We start from the raw sequence: 15,989 nt of genomic DNA, 5'->3' as shown, positions 1-15,989 counted from the left end.
AATCGTGTGAATGCAACCAATCGGTTTCCGAGGGTGTGTTCGCGCCGAGGTGCATGCTCTGGAATGCTTGCGTGACTGCAAGTAATTATGCTGGTATTGGCCATTCGAGGCCGGATCCACTGGAGAACAAACGCAGCGTTGTTGATCCCTTGGGCGCAATGATCGGGACGCTAGCCCGTTGCTTCGTCCCTGGTTCGAGGAACTGATACACGGCGTCTGTGTCCACCACAGTGCAGCCGATGGCAACGTCCGGGTTCTTTTGCATGAACCCATCGGCGCCGATGACGCTCCAGTTCTGAATGAGAAGCATGCCTTCACTCTGCTGATAGTTGAAAGCGGGCTGGGTTGTGACTTCGAGATCGAACCGCACAATCTCCTCGTCCGGTCCTGGGCCCTTGCCGTACGACGGGCAGGTCTCGCCGCGGGTGATCGAGGTGACCTTGAATTGGACATCGCAGTCGTCGCGGGTCAGGGCTGGATCGCACCCAAACCCTGCCGCCTCGCCGATGTTCTTGGAGATGACGCCGCCCTGCGTGTTGATCGTTGTGGGCGTAGCGGGCGCTAGCGTTTCGCTAGAGGGTTCGCTAGGAGTCGTGGCGGGTTGAGAAGCGGCGGCCGGCTCATTTTCACTTGTGCAACCTGTGAGCGCGAACGCTGCCAATGTGCCGGCTAGCAGCGCGGAAGTCATGCGATTCATGGCCAATTGATACCAGACCGCTCGGACTATTCCGATCGGCACGTCTAACTTATTGCTTCAATCAATCAATATCGAATTATTGATCGAATGTATCGATCAAAGGATTGGTGGCGTGACCTCGTGACCATGGTTTGCGAGGATCTCTGTTATGTCTGAGAAGCCTGAGGATGTATTCGAGATGGATCTAGGACGGTTCCGAACGATCTCGGTCCCGGAAGCTGCGGAGATATTCGGGGTGAAGCCGACTTGGTTCGCGGACCAGCTGCGCGCTGGGAAGTTCCCTGGCCACAAGTTCGGACAGCGGTGGCGACTGACTCAGGACGATCTTCAGGCGATCTTGGATCTGACGCATCGGCCAATTACTAAGCCTTCTTTGTTCTTCGATCAGGGTCCGCCTGCTCGTGTCCACATGAGGCCAGGGAGTAGGCGGAAGACGCATCACTACCGAAGTCGGCTCGACCACCGTGGTGGCCCAGCCCGTGAAGGCTGAGCCACCTGTGATTCGGGTCAGAGGTAGATACGGCCGATCTGACTGTCCGGGCCGGTCTCTTCCACGCGATCGTAGAAACCTGCCGCCTTCAGCCTCGCTTCCTCCTGCTCCGCCAAGAGGCGGTCACGCTCGGCTTCCTTCTCGGTGATGCGCTTCCTCGCAGCCTCGTCGTGCAGAGCGTGGACGAGATAGTAGGTGGAGGACGTTGACTGGTCGAGCAACTCACCCCGGTATTCCTCAAGCGCCCAACGCAGAAAGCGCTCATCGTCTGGCTGCCACCAGGCAGCAAATGGGTCTACCGGTGCGCCAGGGATGGAGTTCTCCCGGCTCTTCAGCTCCGCGACAGTCTCGCGGATAGCCTTCAGCTCGTCGACGAAGGCCCCGCCAGCTTCGATGAGTGCAGAGTAGGCGCGTCGTGCATGGTCGATGCCCTCGCTGTAAAACTTCTCGCGGTCGGCAACAAGCGACTGAATTGCTGCCTGCCGCTCGGTTTCCTGGTCTTTGATCGAGCGCTTTTCTGCGGCCTGACGACGCAAGCTGAGGAACCCAATTCGCCGTTTGGCATCTTCGATCTTCTCGGCAGTGATTCGCCTGTCTCCGTTGACAACTGCCTGTTCGAGTCGTTCGACTTCGGCGTTTGCGTCGATGATTGCCTGGTCGACATCTCGCACTGTTTCGTTACTCATCGTTGGTGCCCTTCGTTCTGTGGTCCCTGCGGTTGGTCATGGCTTCGACCATTCGGCCGGCTGCTTCGTGAAAGCTCTTGGGCGGCTCACGATCGTCTGCCGGCCGATCTGTCCGTTCCTGGGCGATCTGCTCTTGCTGGCGCTCGTAGTGAGCGTGGAGGCTCTCCCCGAGTGCGCTTTGTGGGTTCGTCATTCGGTCCTCAGCTGTTCGGGTAGGTGGCTTCGAGTGCTTCCCGCATCTGATGCGCCTTCTCGACGAGGGCAGCTGTAGCCGGACTGGCGGGGTCTTCCTGCTTGGCCCGTTCTGCCGCAGCGCACGCTCTGAACGTTGCAGCTTGCTTCTGACTTGCGCCGTTCAGGGCAATGTTGCTTTCCTGGCCGTTCGAGGTCTTGCGCCCCGGATGTAGAGGGGTCATCAGGTTGTCGGTTCGAAAGTAGGTCATGCGATCCGTCCCTCGTCGTAGTCGTTCTGGAGTTTGGCGTCGACGGCGTGGAGTCGCCGCAGCCGAGACCCTTCTGGATCTGCACCGTCATTCGGCCCGGGCGTACTCGCGACGCCATTCGGCTGGACGACCAAGGTCACGCCATGCGTCGGCAAGGTACGGCCGTCGCGGAAGTGATAGACGCCGTCACTATCGACGTAGCCGAGTCCGGTGTAGTCGTGGGAGTCGGGGTTCGCTGCTCCTACGCCGGTCTGGATGCGTCGCACGTTCTCTGTGATTGCCATGATGTGTTCTCCTGGTTGAGTGTTGTTGCTGCTGTTGTGGTTTCGACCTGCGGACTGAATGTCCGATGGTGTGTGCAAAGGTGCTGGTCAAGGGCCGTGTGGTCACGCAGTGGTCACAGCGAAATTAGAGGCCGCCCTTCATGATTGCGATGTTCGCCATGCGATCGTCGGTCCCAACATTCACCGTTGCTCGGATTGGCTCACGGTTCTTGATCGCCAACAGGATTCCTTCGAGGATCGGTTTAATCTCGTCCGTTGCTTCCGAGAACTGCTTTTCCAACTGAGCGGAACTATTGGCGCCTGTGTCGAACTTGCCGGTGAAGTGGCCGTCTGCGTCGAAACCGCTTGCGAGCGCGAATGCTCCACCGACGCCGAAGGCAAGGGCGTTGTATGCGGCTGCTCTGCGCCCGTTGGCGGTGGTGGGCACCTTCAGCCCGGGGGCCTCTCCGACGTAGCCACCGAAGCCGCCTAGGCCGCCGTGGATCCCGCCGTCCTCGAAGGGGACGAGATCGAATCCGAAGCCGTTGACGATCTTCTTCGTCACAGCAAGGGACTGAGGGCGTTTGGCTGGCGAGAGTGGAATGTAACCCTCTCCACCTGTGCCGCGCTCAGCGAACCGTACGAGGTCGGCGCCGTCGGGGTAGATGCCCGCCTGCTCGGGTAGACCACGGATCCCGCCGTTCTCGAAGACTCGGAACGCGCCTTTCCAGATCACGTTGTCATCCGGGGCGGCCGCTGCTGCCGGCGCGCTGGTAGTGGTCGGTGCGCTCGGGGTGGAGGTCAGTGACGATGATCCGGGCCAGTTGGTGACGAATACCCGTTGGCCGTCTGTGGCGAGTGCGACGCCGGACTCCGTCGTCCCAACGGTCATCTGACCGTTGCCGCGGGCATTCGACGCAGCAATAATCTGCTCCGCCTCAGCAGCCTCGTCGGCATAGTTCGAACCGTCAGCAGTACCCGAACGCTGCACAGCCTGAGCCATCTGAGCCTCAGTCATGTTCGCCGAATCCAGCTTCGCCAACTCGTCGTAGAACATGCCCGCAGCCTTGGACGGATCCATACGCTCTTCCGCGGTACCCCACGAATCACGCTGCTGCAAAATGCCCTTATTGTCGCCGTCCATCCCGTAGTCGAGGTTCTCCAACCTCGTCTCTTCGAGCGACGCCATGACCGCAGCCTTGATCTGCTTGTCCGACATCCCCCGCTTCTTACCTTCGGAGATGATCGTGTCAGCGATCTTCTCTTTCTCGGTGCGGGTGTCCGGAGGCAAACCATAGTTTTGGCCGAGGTCACCGATCGTCGGGAAGTAAGCATGATCGGTGAAACTCGGATCATCAGCGCCGGTCTTGCCGTTGATGACGACACCTTCGGAGCCGTTGGATTCGAAGTTCGTGCCGTCCGGGTAGGTCATGGCCATGTGACCGTTCGCGCCACCGCCCTTGTCCCACCAACCGACACGCATCGTCCCCGGACCGCCACGGCCGAGTACCGCGCCCTTCGCCTGCAACCACTCCGCAGCCGTGACTGTCGACATCCGAGAGTCGTACGGCCCCAACCCCAGAGCAGTATTGACCGCGCCGGATACGGCGCCCGAGCAGTCCAACGCCTTCGGCGAGAACCCGCCCATCTGATACGTCGCCGGATCGACACTTCGCGCCCACGACATCGACGCATCTAAGCCGTCCTTGTCGATCACGCCGCCGTCAGCCATCTTGAGGGCGTCGAACTTGACGAGTCCGAAACCGAAGCGCCGAGCGGTCTCGCTGAGGATAGCCTCGGAGCGGCGCCGCTTCGAGCGGGCGCCAGGGATGAACGACTCCCATTCGGTTTCGCCCTCCGCCCAGTTGACGAGACCCTTGCCCTGCCCCTTCTGGATGACCGCCTGATCGGGCAGCTTGTCGATGCCACCGTCTGCGTACGTCCGGACGGCACCATCAGCGAAGTTGCCGCCACCTCCACGGGATGGGCCACGACCGACGTAGTAACCGTTGTCAACTGCAGTCGGTCCGATGAAATCGGACGGCACACCCGCGGCAGTCCGACGCTCAGAGATCACCATTGCTACGTTGATGACCCGTTCGCGATTGATGAAGTCGCCGATGATCGTGTCGGCTTCATCGGTGGTGGCGGTGACCCTGATCCCGTTCGGGGTTGTCTCGACCTTGAATCCGAGATCCTGCAAACGTTGAACCGTCTCGGGGCTGTTGTCAGAGATGGTGATCGTCTTGCTGTCAGGGATGTCTTCTACGACGGCGGTCCCCAACGCCTGCATCAGACGAGCGGAGTTCTCCGCTTCCTCGCCTGCGTCTCGAACGTCGTTTCGCATTCCCTCGATGACAGGTCGAGCGCTGTCGATGCCGTCAGCCATGTCGCGGGCCTTGTCGCCAGCCGTGCCAACTGTGTTCGCGAACCCGCGCATGTCGTCGGCGAGGTCACGGAGGGTGTCTGCCTTGTCGCCCATGCCCGGGATGATGTCCGCGAACCGAGCAGCGTTCTCGACCCCGAGCGCCATCACGTTGATGATGCTGCCCATCATTCCGCCGACACCATCCGCGAAGACAGCCCAGCCGCGCAACGCGCCAGACGTGAAGGCCAGCATTGCATCCAAGGTTGCGAACCCTGCATCAGCGAGCTGAGTGAAGAACCCGATGATCTCAGGTTTGTGCTCACTCACCCAGGTCGCCATATCGGTAAGCGCGGGACCGAACGCCTGTGCAAGCGCAAGTTTGATGTCGGCAGACGATGTTTCAATGGAACGCTTCGCCGAATCGAACGAGGAGGCCGTGTTCGACGACATTGTGTCGCCGGCCTTGCGGGCAGATCCTTCGACCTTTCCGAACGCCTCGACAGCGGTGTCCAGGTTCATTGCGAAGGCGGCGTCTTGAACGTCCTCGAACTTTGTGCCGAACAGTGCGAGCGCCGCAGCGTTCTTTTCAGTCGGATCCTGGATTGCGTTCAGGTTCCGGAGCACCGTTGCAATCATGTCCCGAGATGCTGTTCCGCCTTCGTTCATCGCAGTCTTGAACTCGGCAGCATTGACGTTCAGTTTATCGAAACCATCAGCAGCAGAGGCGGTTCCGTCAGTGGCTCGAAGCTTGAACTCCTTGAGCATGTCGATCGCAACGTCGGTATCGCGTGCCCCGCCGTTTACAGCCTGTGAGACCAGCCCCCACCCTTCGGCGCCTTCGAGGCCGAGAGCGCGCAACTGGGTCGAGTATTCGACCTGTGAATCCAGAAGATCTTCGGAGACATTCAGGTTCGCCTTTGCAGACTGGGCGAGGAGATCCAGCGCGCCAGTGCCATCCTTTGCAATGCCGCTTTGCAGTGACTTGCCCGCGGCCCGAGCGACGGCCGGAAGATCTTCGCCGAGCAGCGAGGAGACGATGTTCAGCTGATCAATTGTCCCCTGAATCGTCTTGGTGTCAGCGTTCTTATCGAGCAACCCGGCTTGCATTGCGGCCCGAATGCCATCCATGTTTTCGCTGACGGATTCGCCCCAGCCGTTGGAGTACGACGCACCTGCCGCGCTACCGACCCGGCGCATCGTTGCGTCATCCACATCTAGCTTTGCCTGAATCAGGTCGCTAACCCGCTCCTGCTCCATGCCGTCTGCGATGGCATTTGCCAGAACTGCACCTGCTGCGAGCCCGAGGACGGCGACGCCGGCCAAGGACATGACGATCGGGCCGCCCTTGCCGGACAAACCACCGATTCGGCTGGCGAATCCGGCGAGAAAGTTGCCGCCGCCGGACTCGCCGGACTGGCCTGCCAGGTCGCCGATCCCTCCGAAGGCTCCTGACATTCTTTCCTGCAAGCCTTCACCGATGCTGTTGGTGGACTCACTGGCCTGCTCGGCGCTACGCCGAACACGCTCCAACTCGCCCTGCGCTGCCCGCAGATCCCGCTCAAGAGAGTTCCGGACCTCGATGTCATTGACACTCGAAGCAGCCTGCTGGGCATTGCGCCGCAACTCCTCGATCTGATTCGCCGACTGCCGAGCATCACGCAACAGCTGCGCATTCAGCTCGATCTCCCGCGTCGACTGACCAGCACGGTTCGCATTGGACTGGAGTTCCTGAATCCGATCAGCAGCCTGCTGGGCTGCACGATCCAAGTTCCGGTTCAACTCCACCTGACCGAGATGCCGGCCAGCGTCCTGCGCGCCCTGACCCATGCGTTCGAGTCCACGGGACGCGCCCTGAAGTGACTGGCTGATCTGGGTCGACGACTGAGCTGTCGACCGCGCCAGGTTGCTGAACTGCTGGTCGGCCGATCGAACGTCGCGGGTGTACCCGGACATGTCAACGGTGAGTCGGGCGACAAGCTCCCCTACGTCGAGCATGTCAGTGCCCCAGCTCGTCGATGGACTCGTTGAGTAGCCGGATCTTCATTCCGACTTTGGCGACGAGCACACTATCGGCGGGTTCGGATTCGGCCTGGGTCGCGACCCATTCGAGTTCGTCCAGCCTTTGTCGGAGGATCGTCCGCTCGACATGTTGCGGATGAGTCAACGGGGAGTGCATAGAGAAGCTCTCAGCGGCGTACATCGTGACGGCCTTGAGCTCGTCGGGGTTCATCTGATCGAGCATCGCCCGAGCGCCAGCAGCATCGTCGTTTCCGATGGCCACGATCAGCGCTTGCAAGTCGTAGTGTCCCGGCAATGCGCCGGTGGGATCGTTCATGAGTTCTCCGAGGGGTCGGACCTGCGGATTGAGAATCCGATCAGGTGTGTGTTTGTGCAGTTCAGGCCACCTGTGGTCACAAGGTGGTCACGCGCTGCTGTTCCGGTGAGCATCGCGATTTCCTTCCGTTCGGTGGAATGGTTATGCGGTAACGCGAATAGCCATTCGTTTTGGTTGATCATGCGGGCTGGTACCGACAAGCTCGACCCGTTTGGCGGGGTCCGCTGTCCCGGCGTCTTTTGCTTTTCGCCTTGGCGGCTGATGGCGCGAGACGAGGCGGCCGTTCCACATCCCGGACGCCTCGTGGTCTTTCGCCGCGAGTTCGCATGCGGAGCGCACCGGACATGTCAGGCAGATCCTTCGCGCCTGGTGATGCCTTTCGGCGCGTTCCTTCTCGGGTTCGGCGTCGTGGTCTTCCCGGTCGAGGCGGTCGTCGAACAGTGGCGCCTTCCCTTTGCAGGCTGCGCCGTGGAGTCGGGGATCGACGAGGATGCTCATTGCTGGTGATGCCAGCGCCCGTAGAAGCTTGTCGACCGCAACCTTGTCTAGATCACCTCGGGCGTTCACCTCGTTGCTCCTATCGCGTGCGCGGGGACTGTGCCAGACGTCTGGTTCGCGGATGCACGCGCCTGCGCGGACCTGTCAGCGGACGCCGAAGACGGTCGTGGGGTTGGCGAGGTTCGGCCGGCAACGCAGGCATGGGCGCGGGCGGCCTTGTTCGTCTTCTCCGAGCCAGCCGTTATCGCACTCGTGGGGGAGTGGCTCGGTGCTCGCGGTGTCGGTGCGTTCTTCGCCGTAGCGGTCAGGCATTGCGGGGTTCCTCTCTCCCGTGCGCGGTAGCCGTGCCGAACGTTCGCTTCTCCCGTGCGCGGGGTCGCCATCAAACGTGTGATTCCCGTGCGCGGAGAGGCAAGTAAACGTGTATTTCTCGCGCATGCGGCGACGGTGCCGGACGTCCGATTTGAGACGAGATGGGGGCGGCGCCCTCCCGCGTGCCCGCGCACGCGGGAGGGCTGCCAAAGGTTTGGCTGGGCTGGTCATGCGATGAGGCCTTGACCGTTGTTTGCCCAGCTAGTGGGGCGTTCTGTGTCGCTTTGTGGGTGTCCGAAGCATGGGTAGGCGCGGTCGGTGAGTACGAGTCCGGCTTGTGCGGGTGTTCGGCACTGTTCGGCTCGTCGATGGAGGTCGAATGCTGAGGGGCTGGTGAAGGTGTGGTGGCAGCCGTCGCAGTGGCAGGTGTTCATGCCGCCCCAAGTTGCTCCGCACTTGATGCAAGTAGTCATGCTGTGCTCTTCTCTGCTGTTGCCGTAGGAATTTCAGCGCCGTTTAGGGGTGCACTGGTGTCCTTGGGTGGGTGAAGGGTTTTGCGTCGCCCTAGACGTTGCTTGTTGCGGTACTTCACGAGTTCGGCGCGAATCGCATACCAGCTGTGGCCCCACTCGATCATGTCCACGGCGTAGGTGCTCTCGTCTTCGGACAGCGCGCCCAAGGTTCTCCGTAGATGGTCCATCGGTGATTGCTCGGGTTCCGGTGGCTGCTTGTTGCCGTCGCGATCGATTGAATTCGCATGGGAAGGGGGTTCTTTGGTTTGCGCCGCTTTTTCGGTCTCGCGCTCGTACGCGCTCGCGCCTGCGTTACTTACGTAAGGGAGAGCCCTCTCTTGTAAAAGGTTTTGTTGGTTAGGTTCTGTTGGGTCGTCATCGGTAACGACCGATAGCGGCTCGTTTGACGACCGGTCTCTGTCGTTTGACGACCGGTCTGCGGGAACGGTCGTCATGGGTGACGAGTGGTTGATGTCTTGATCGGTAGTCACTGATGACGACCGATCAGGAAACGTCAACGCGTACACATCAGCCCACGCACGACTCGGGTGGCTGTTCGATTCGTTCGTTCGCTTCAGCCATCCCGAGTCCCTGCAATCACGCAATGCTCGGTCAACCGTCGACAACGAAATCCCAAGATCCTCGGACAGGACGGAACGGCCAGGATGCGCGCCGCCACCATCGCCAGAGGCGTAGTCCCACACTCGGACTCCCACCAGCTTTGCTGTCTTGCCGAGATCCGAAGCGAGGAACTCTCGGTGCCATCGGAACTTGAGACCTGAGGTCACTCTGTGTCACTCCTCCCCGGCTCGAAGTGCTTGTAGTCGTGCGCCATCCACGCCACGCTCTGAACTACGAGCAAGACAGCGAGGACAAGTTCGGTGGTGCTCACATGTCCTCCCGAATCTGCGCGGCCATCTGGACTTCCTCGTTGTTCCGCGTCAGGGCAGGTACTTCGTCGCCCTCTGCTTCAGCGAGTGCTACCGCTACCTCGGTGACGAGATCGACGGCTTCAGGGATGGAGAGCGACAGTCGGTGACTGGTTCCGACAGCGACGTGGACACGGCTGGTGTCGGCGTCGAGGGTTGCGGTGATCGTGTCGGGCACGTTGACGAGAATGGGAACGATCATCACGCCACCTCGCGGATCTGCGAGTCGAGGACGTTGTGTTGGAAGGTTTCGAAGTCCTCGTGCGCTCGCGCTACCGATGAGGCTGCGTCGTGGTCGTTGTCGATGCGGATGGACAGGTGCGTTCTCCACCACTTCTTCGACGCTCTGCGGCAGAACGTCCAGCCTGTCTTCTTCGACGGCGGGCTTCGGAACGCTTCTTCACCAGCGCCAGTGAGGGTGTTTAGTTCTCGCTGACTCAATCCTTCGTAGGGCCAGACGATGATGCGGCCTGAGTCGAGGACGTATACCGCTCCGAGCTGCTTCCACATTCCGCCGTCGTCGTCGGTGTAGTAGTGGGGGCGCCCGGACGGCTTTCGCAGTTGTACGCCGACGAACTGGACTTCTTCGATGGAACGTCGCGGGCAGAGAAAGATGTACTGCTCGTAGGAGTCTGGAACCTGTCGGGGTGTTGCCGTATCGTTCATGATTAAAGCTCGTTCCTGTTGCGGGTTCGGGTGATGGCCTTCGTCGCCAGCGGTCGCCACCGCTGGATTCCGGCGAAGGCCTTTTTGCTGTCTGTACTCATCTGCGTACTCATGCGGTTTGGGCTAGATCTTCGGTCGGCGCCGGTTCTAGTCCGAGCGCCGTCAGTAGTCCGGCGACGGGCACGACGTACTTCCTGCCGAGACGGAGCACCGGCACAGGAAACTCACCCTGACCAGCCATTTCGTAGCCCTTTACAGTCCCGAGGGCGAGCACAGAGCACGCAGTTGGCAGATTCGTAGTGACCCCGAGATCTCGGACGGCTTGCTCGCTCCATTTCACCTTCTTCTTCACTTCGGCTCCTTAACTTGTCGTATCGACACGATAGGTTGGCGAATTGCGTACCTATGAGATGAAATGTAACCGAACGTCTTGAGGTGTGCAAGGGGATGCGCTAACTTGTCGATATGACAAATGAGGTTGAGTGGTCGGGCCCGTCGCTAAGTGATCGGGTGGCTGATCAGATCGTCGCGTACCGGAAGCGGCCAACGATCGCCATGAACCGCGAACAACTCGCCCAGCGATGCTCGGAGCTGGGTGCCCCCGGCCTCACTTTTGCCGCACTGACCAATATCGAGACTGGACGCAAGAAGGACGGAAAACGTCGGCGGGACATAACGATTGACGAATTGGTCGTGATCGCTCGGGCTCTCCGAGTTCCGCCCGCAGTCCTTATGTTTCCTGTCGGTCTCGTTGACGAGGTCGAACCAGTCCCCAGCGTGAAAGTGCCAACTTGGGGCGCCTACAAATGGTTCGTCGGAAGCGGCCCAATGCCAACTATCGGGGACCCGGGTGGAGGGGAGTACGACGAGGCGACTGGGGTTCGGGATTGGTACAACGATCCAGAGGCCGGTTGGGAGGTCGGAGCGGCACCGATCACGCTCAGGAACAAGCACGACCAGCTTGTGGAGATTCTGCTCAACGATTTTCCGTACGGAGAATTGGACATGGATCGCGAGGAATCTGAAGGCTACGAATCGACAGCCTTCAAGATGCTGCTGCCGGCGACGGCCAAGCGACAGTTTCAAGACGATTTACGTTCGGTACGAGCAGAAATGCGAAGGCATGGCCTCACGCCGCCGCGCCTACCTGACGACTTGAGAATCATTGAGGGGAAGCTATGAGGGGGAGTGTTTCGAAGCGGTGCAAATGCCCCGTCGAGCGCGACGCAAAGGGCCGGCGCAAAGCCTGCCGCAAAGCCCACGGCTCGTGGGTGTTCATTGCGGACATGGGAAATGACCCGGCAACGGGCAAGCGTCGCCAGGTTCGTAAGTCCGGATTCAAGTCCAGCGATGACGCCGAGGCAGCACTGTCCGCGTTCCTGCACGCTGCCGGTACCGGGCAACTCGCGCACGACGACAAGCTGACTGTCGCTGACTACCTTCTCGGGTGGATCGAAGCGAAACGAGACTCGGGGATCCGGCCCACGACGATCCGGTCGTACGAGCAGCACGTGAACTCGTACCTGATCCCGCACCTCGGGCGGCTCCGTCTCGGCGAGCTGCGCGCCACGCACGTCGAGAAGTTCCTACGAGACATCGCGAAGCCGAAGACCAAGCCTGAAGCAGACGTCCAGATCGCAAAAGGAGCGCGCCGCAACCCGAAGACACTGAGTCCGGCAACAATCCGACGCGTCCACGCAACGCTGCGCACCGCGCTCACTTCAGCGAAACGCAAGCACCTCGTGGCATTCAATGCTGCCGAGAACCTCGAACTGCCTCGCGCCACTCGTCCGAAGGTGAAGCCGTGGGAAGCCGAGGAGCTAGGCAAGTTCCTCGACCACGCCACGACCGACCGACTCGGCACGCTGTACGAGACGATGGCTATGACAGGACTGCGCCGCGGTGAGACCTGTGGGCTTCGTTGGGATGACGTGGACCTCGACAAGAACACCGTCATCGTTCGTCAACAGCTCGTGGAGATCGACGGAACGGGTATCAAGTGCGAGTTCTGTGGGGACGAGCACCGACAGTTCCAGTTCGGTAAGCCAAAGACGGCCAGCGGTGAAGATCGTGTGGTCGGCATCGACGCGCACACCGCGGGCGTTCTGCTGGCTCACCGCTTCGCTCAGGACATGGAACGAGCCGAGTGGGGTGAGGCGTACGTCGAACACGGTCTCGTCTTCGCTCGCGAGAACGGACAGCCCTACCCGCCGCAGTACGTCACCGATCAGTTCAACAAGCTGACCAAGGCCGCGGGTGTGCGCTCGATCCGTCTGCACGACCTGCGACACGGTCAGGCGTCACTGTTGCTCGCAGCCGGCGTCGATCTGACCATCGTCAGTAAGCGGCTCGGACACTCGTCGATCGCCATCACAGCTGACACGTACAGCCACCTTTTGGCTGGTGTGGACTCCAAGGCTGCCGAGGCCGCGGCCGGTCTCGTACCGCGCTCGAACAGGGAACAAAAAGGCGGGCGTGACCACTTGGTGACCACTCCCGCCGATCCGAACGTGCCTGTCCCACAATCTGAACAGGAAGATCCTGGTCAGGATGGTGCCCCCAGTAGGACTCGAACCTACGACCTGCGGATTAAAAGTCCGTAGCTCTACCAACTGAGCTATAGGGGCGCGGCGCAGAGTCTAACGGGACCGCAGAGTCCGTGAAAACACCACCCCCACCAGAAGGGCAATTCCGATGACGGCGATGGTCCCGCCAGTGCGATGCAGACCCGCGTCGTCGATGGTTCCGCGCATGGTCAACTCGATGACGACGGCAGCAAGGTTGGCGCCGATGTACTGGATTGTTCGGTACAGGCCGATCGCGGTCCCGACGTCGGCGGAGGTGGTCACCGAGTTGATCAGGTTCTGGTTTCCCATGTTGTTGAAGCCGTTGGGAATGCCCAGGATCGCCGCAATCAACAGGAGTGCCACGAGGGGAGTCGAGGTCGATTCGACATAGGCGATCAGAACCCCGCCAACCGCCAAGGCGGCGGTGCCGATCAGCAGGGTGATCCGTGGGCCGAATTTCCCGTACACCCTGGACGCAGACATCGTCGCGAAGATCCCGACCGCTGCGACGGGGAGCATGAAGAGCCCGGCGCTGTTCGGTGACATTCCGCGGGCTACCTGTAACCACTGGGGGAGTCCGAAGAAGATGCAGTAGAACGCTGTGTAGGTCAGCAGGGTCCGACCGAGAGTCATGCTCAGTGCGCGGTTTCGCGCGACGGCACGGACGTCGATGAACGCCGAGGCGGTTCGACGTTCCCACCAGACGAACAGGAACGCGAAGAGGGCCGTCGATGGGACGAGGTACCACTTCGTCTGCTCGGCGAGAGATAGGAGAAAGAGCATCGTCGACGTCGTCAGTGCCAGAAACAGGGCGATGCCGAGTGGGTCGAGAGACTTGAACAACGCAGCGGCACCGGCCCGGTCGGGTAGGGCGGAGTCGCCCGGAGCGGCGAAGAGGACCCATATCGCAGTGACGACGACAAGTGGGAGGTTCACCCACATGATCGACTGCCACCCGAGTGTGCCGACCAGCAACCCGCCGAGAGTGGGCCCCAGCGCGACGACCGATTGAGCGCAAATGGTGAGTGTTGCTATAGCTGAACGGGTTTCAGTCCGGTGGCGGTCCGCGTATTCGCGGATGACGGTCATTGCGTTCGGATACTGTGTCGCCGTGCCGATTCCGAGCAGGATTCGTGCGGCGATCAGCCAACCCAGCGACGGAGCGAGCGAGCCGAGGATCGATCCGGCAGCGATCAGTCCCAACCCGGCGAGGTAGACGCGTTTGGCGCCGAGGATCGATCCGAGTCGCCCGGCCGCAGGGGCCGTGACCGCGGTCGCGATGTAGAGGGCCGAGATTACCCAGGCCGTACCGGAACTCGAACCGAAGTATGTGGCGATCGGGACGATTGCCACCGCAATCATCGACGAGTTCAGTGCCTGAAGAACGGTCCCCGAACCGAGAGCAAGGCTCAGCTTCAGTGGAACGGAGGTTTGGGGCGTCGGCGTTTCGACGACTGCGGTCACGGGTTCATCAGTGACTCCTCTGAAGTCGGTGTCGATGCTGATACCGGGGAAGCGCCCTGGCCTAGTCTGCGCAGGATGCGGCCGGCGATCAGCAGCAGATCGCGCTCGGCCTCGGTGCACTCGGCGTCGATGACCTCGGCCAGCCACTCTGTGCGTTTCGTTCGGTCTTCGTGAAGGGTCGAGGTGCCGAGTTCGGTCATCGTGACCAAGGCCGCGCGGCCGTCCGATGGATCCGCCCTTCGCGTCACCATGCCCTGTTCTTCGAGCGCGGCCACGGTTTTTGCGATTGATTGCGGCGTGACGCGCTCGAATTTTGCCAACTCTTTGGCGGTCAACGGACCTTGTCGATCGAGGTGGCCGAGGGCCTGGATCTGGCTCGGCGTGAGCTTGTGGTCGTTGCGTTTGGTGCGCAGGCGTCGGACGAAGGCACCCAGATCGTCCCAAAGTACGTCGATCTCGTCTCGAGCCTTGCTGCGACCCCCAACTACGTTCATTTAGACAGTCTAACTGTGTTGTTTCGATGCTGCCAGTACGGTTTCGACGGAAAAGTGGGAATAAACAATTGCACGAGTTGTTCAAAAGCTTGGGGCTGCCGTCCATCGGTCGGCGAAGCAGTTCCGTCTGTGAGGTCGGATTATCGGAATCTCGGGCACGAAAAAGCTCGGATGCGCACCCCCTGCGGCGCACCCGAGCGGCCAAAACCATACCACTTGGTGTCTTTTGGGCATAAAGTCGGTTGTTACCCCCCTTGCAGCCGATTGCGTCTAGTACTTTCGGCGGGTATCGCTCTAGTCCTTACGTAGGGTGTGTTGGAGGGGATATTGTGAAGTTTCGGGGGATGACAGGCGCCGATCACGGCGATTCTGCGTAACAACTCTGCGAGAGGCACAACACCGTAAATGGCACGTCAACAAGAGCGTGCGCGGCGTACCCGCGCCGCCCTGGTCGAAGCGGCTGCAGTCGAATTCGCCAAGCGCGGCTATGCAGCTGCGTCGGTGAACACGATCCTCGAGGGCTCCCGCGCCACCAAAGGCGCCATGTATTTTCATTTCCAGTCCAAGGAAGAGTTGGCACGAGCAGTTCTGACCTCGGCCATCGAAACCTTCACTGAAATCACTGATCGTTGGGCCAAGAGGACAGACCTCGATCCATTCGTTGCACTGCACGGACTCGTGCTCGACATTGCAGAAGTCTTTCGTGCCGAGGTGATCGTGCAGGCGGAATTCCGCCTGATCATCGAGCCCGAGTTCTACAAGGATGTGCAATCGGGTGGCGGGCAGGTCTGGGGTAAGACCGCCTACGAGTTGGCGGTGCGTGCCAAGGACGACGGATTGCTGCGAGAAGATGCCGACCCGGTCAAATTCACACGCGTACTGGCGGCGAGCCTTGCGGGTCAGCGGTACATGGCAGACCTGATTGCCTCCAGCGGGGATCTGGGCGAGTGGTTCGAGGAGTCTCTCGAAGTAGTCCTCGAAGCCATGGCTACGCCGCAGTGGTTGGAGACGTTTCATCGTGACGGGTGGCCCCAAGTGGAGTTCCATGACACTGAATAGTGCACTTTTCTGCCCGTGAACAGGCGATTTGTGATTTCCGAATGCCGTGCCATAAGCTATCCAAGCTCCCAACGGAACGCCGTTGGGGTACTAGTTCGGAGAGATCCGGCGGGCCCCCTTCGTCTAGCGGCCTAGGACGCCGCCCTTTCAAGGCGGTAGCGCGGGTTCGAATCCCGTAGGGGGTACGTTTTGCGAAAGCGAAACGA

Annotated in this window: 19 protein-coding genes, 2 tRNA genes and 1 pseudogene; 6 read left to right on the top strand and 16 right to left on the bottom strand. The window is 60.8% G+C overall.

Annotated elements, in window-relative coordinates:
- Positions 1-85: 85 nt before the first annotated feature.
- Positions 86-697 carry a hypothetical protein gene (locus tag ACSW29_RS16675; RefSeq protein ID WP_448277767.1) on the bottom strand — a complete coding sequence of 204 codons (612 nt, stop codon included), beginning with the start codon at positions 695-697 and terminating at the stop codon, positions 86-88.
- A gap of 148 nt (positions 698-845) precedes the next feature.
- Between ACSW29_RS16675 and ACSW29_RS16670 the strand changes: the two genes are divergently transcribed.
- Positions 846-1,187: a helix-turn-helix domain-containing protein gene (locus ACSW29_RS16670; protein ID WP_448277766.1), complete on the top strand. Its 342-nt coding sequence runs from the start codon at positions 846-848 to the stop codon at positions 1,185-1,187.
- Between the two features lie 17 nt (positions 1,188-1,204).
- Here ACSW29_RS16670 and ACSW29_RS16665 read toward each other — a convergent pair whose 3' ends face one another.
- From ACSW29_RS16665 to ACSW29_RS16635, 7 genes are all read right to left on the bottom strand, one after another.
- Positions 1,205-1,873, bottom strand: coding sequence for a hypothetical protein (locus ACSW29_RS16665; RefSeq protein WP_448277765.1), 669 nt, complete (start codon positions 1,871-1,873; stop codon positions 1,205-1,207).
- Complete coding sequence (locus ACSW29_RS16660) at positions 1,866-2,066, bottom strand: hypothetical protein (RefSeq protein WP_448277764.1); 201 nt, start codon at positions 2,064-2,066, stop codon at positions 1,866-1,868. Before ACSW29_RS16660 ends, ACSW29_RS16665 begins: the two co-directional genes overlap by 8 nt.
- Positions 2,067-2,073: 7 nt before the next feature.
- Positions 2,074-2,316 carry a hypothetical protein gene (locus tag ACSW29_RS16655; protein WP_448277763.1) on the bottom strand — a complete coding sequence of 81 codons (243 nt, stop codon included), beginning with the start codon at positions 2,314-2,316 and terminating at the stop codon, positions 2,074-2,076.
- The gene (locus ACSW29_RS16650; RefSeq protein WP_448277762.1) at positions 2,313-2,600 is read right to left on the bottom strand and encodes a hypothetical protein; all 288 of its coding nucleotides are present in this window, start codon (positions 2,598-2,600) and stop codon (positions 2,313-2,315) included. The genes ACSW29_RS16655 and ACSW29_RS16650 overlap by 4 nt, the downstream gene beginning before the upstream one ends.
- 124 nt (positions 2,601-2,724) lie before the next feature.
- Complete coding sequence (locus ACSW29_RS16645) at positions 2,725-6,942, bottom strand: hypothetical protein (RefSeq protein ID WP_448277761.1); 4,218 nt, start codon at positions 6,940-6,942, stop codon at positions 2,725-2,727.
- Between the two features lies 1 nt (position 6,943).
- Positions 6,944-7,282 carry a hypothetical protein gene (locus tag ACSW29_RS16640; protein WP_448277760.1) on the bottom strand — a complete coding sequence of 113 codons (339 nt, stop codon included), beginning with the start codon at positions 7,280-7,282 and terminating at the stop codon, positions 6,944-6,946.
- 141 nt (positions 7,283-7,423) lie between these two features.
- On the bottom strand, positions 7,424-7,780 hold the full coding sequence (locus ACSW29_RS16635) for a WhiB family transcriptional regulator (protein WP_448278163.1): 357 nt from the start codon (positions 7,778-7,780) through the stop codon (positions 7,424-7,426).
- Positions 7,781-7,879: 99 nt separating this feature from the next.
- On the opposite strand from ACSW29_RS16635, the gene ACSW29_RS16630 reads away from it, so the two are divergent.
- Positions 7,880-8,122 carry a hypothetical protein gene (locus ACSW29_RS16630; RefSeq protein WP_448277759.1) on the top strand — a complete coding sequence of 81 codons (243 nt, stop codon included), beginning with the start codon at positions 7,880-7,882 and terminating at the stop codon, positions 8,120-8,122.
- 197 nt (positions 8,123-8,319) lie between these two features.
- On the opposite strand, the gene ACSW29_RS16625 is transcribed toward ACSW29_RS16630, so the two are convergent.
- The 5 genes from ACSW29_RS16625 to ACSW29_RS16605 form a co-directional block, all read right to left on the bottom strand.
- A complete protein-coding gene (locus ACSW29_RS16625) occupies positions 8,320-8,565 on the bottom strand; it encodes an FDXHR family putative zinc-binding protein (protein WP_448277758.1) in 246 nt (81 codons plus the stop codon).
- Entirely contained in the window at positions 8,562-9,392 is an 831-nt protein-coding gene (locus ACSW29_RS16620; RefSeq protein ID WP_448277757.1) for a hypothetical protein, read from the bottom strand. Before ACSW29_RS16620 ends, ACSW29_RS16625 begins: the two co-directional genes overlap by 4 nt.
- Before the next feature lie 100 nt (positions 9,393-9,492).
- On the bottom strand, positions 9,493-9,735 hold the full coding sequence (locus ACSW29_RS16615) for a hypothetical protein (protein WP_448277756.1): 243 nt from the start codon (positions 9,733-9,735) through the stop codon (positions 9,493-9,495).
- Entirely contained in the window at positions 9,735-10,199 is a 465-nt protein-coding gene (locus ACSW29_RS16610) for a hypothetical protein (RefSeq protein WP_448277755.1), read from the bottom strand. The genes ACSW29_RS16615 and ACSW29_RS16610 overlap by 1 nt, the downstream gene beginning before the upstream one ends.
- 109 nt (positions 10,200-10,308) lie before the next feature.
- Entirely contained in the window at positions 10,309-10,551 is a 243-nt protein-coding gene (locus ACSW29_RS16605) for a DNA-binding protein (RefSeq protein WP_448277754.1), read from the bottom strand.
- Positions 10,552-10,664: 113 nt separating this feature from the next.
- Here ACSW29_RS16605 and ACSW29_RS16600 point away from each other — a divergent pair, with 113 nt between their 5' ends.
- Together ACSW29_RS16600 and ACSW29_RS16595 are read left to right on the top strand one after the other, a co-directional pair.
- A complete protein-coding gene (locus ACSW29_RS16600; protein ID WP_448277753.1) occupies positions 10,665-11,381 on the top strand; it encodes a helix-turn-helix domain-containing protein in 717 nt (238 codons plus the stop codon).
- Positions 11,378-12,535 (top strand): annotated as a pseudogene (locus ACSW29_RS16595) (site-specific integrase); the annotation flags it as partial. The gene ACSW29_RS16600 and the pseudogene ACSW29_RS16595, both read left to right, overlap by 4 nt.
- 215 nt (positions 12,536-12,750) lie before the next feature.
- On the opposite strand, the gene ACSW29_RS16590 reads toward ACSW29_RS16595, so the two are convergent.
- The 3 genes from ACSW29_RS16590 to ACSW29_RS16580 form a co-directional block, all read right to left on the bottom strand.
- Positions 12,751-12,826 (bottom strand) — tRNA-Lys (locus tag ACSW29_RS16590).
- Positions 12,827-12,838: 12 nt separating this feature from the next.
- Complete coding sequence (locus ACSW29_RS16585; RefSeq protein WP_448277752.1) at positions 12,839-14,230, bottom strand: MFS transporter; 1,392 nt, start codon at positions 14,228-14,230, stop codon at positions 12,839-12,841.
- The gene (locus ACSW29_RS16580; protein WP_448277751.1) at positions 14,227-14,724 is read right to left on the bottom strand and encodes a MarR family winged helix-turn-helix transcriptional regulator; all 498 of its coding nucleotides are present in this window, start codon (positions 14,722-14,724) and stop codon (positions 14,227-14,229) included. Before ACSW29_RS16580 ends, ACSW29_RS16585 begins: the two co-directional genes overlap by 4 nt.
- A gap of 405 nt (positions 14,725-15,129) precedes the next feature.
- Between ACSW29_RS16580 and ACSW29_RS16575 the strand changes: the two genes are divergently transcribed.
- Together ACSW29_RS16575 and ACSW29_RS16570 are read left to right on the top strand one after the other, a co-directional pair.
- Positions 15,130-15,783: a TetR family transcriptional regulator gene (locus ACSW29_RS16575; protein WP_448277750.1), complete on the top strand. Its 654-nt coding sequence runs from the start codon at positions 15,130-15,132 to the stop codon at positions 15,781-15,783.
- A 112-nt stretch (positions 15,784-15,895) separates the two neighbouring features.
- Positions 15,896-15,968: transfer RNA gene (locus ACSW29_RS16570), tRNA-Glu, on the top strand.
- Positions 15,969-15,989 lie beyond the last annotated feature (21 nt).

The organism is Rhodococcus sp. GB-02 (assembly GCF_053470465.1).
Note: the sequence above shows the minus strand (reverse complement) of the source record. Positions and strands in the feature narration are given on the sequence as shown.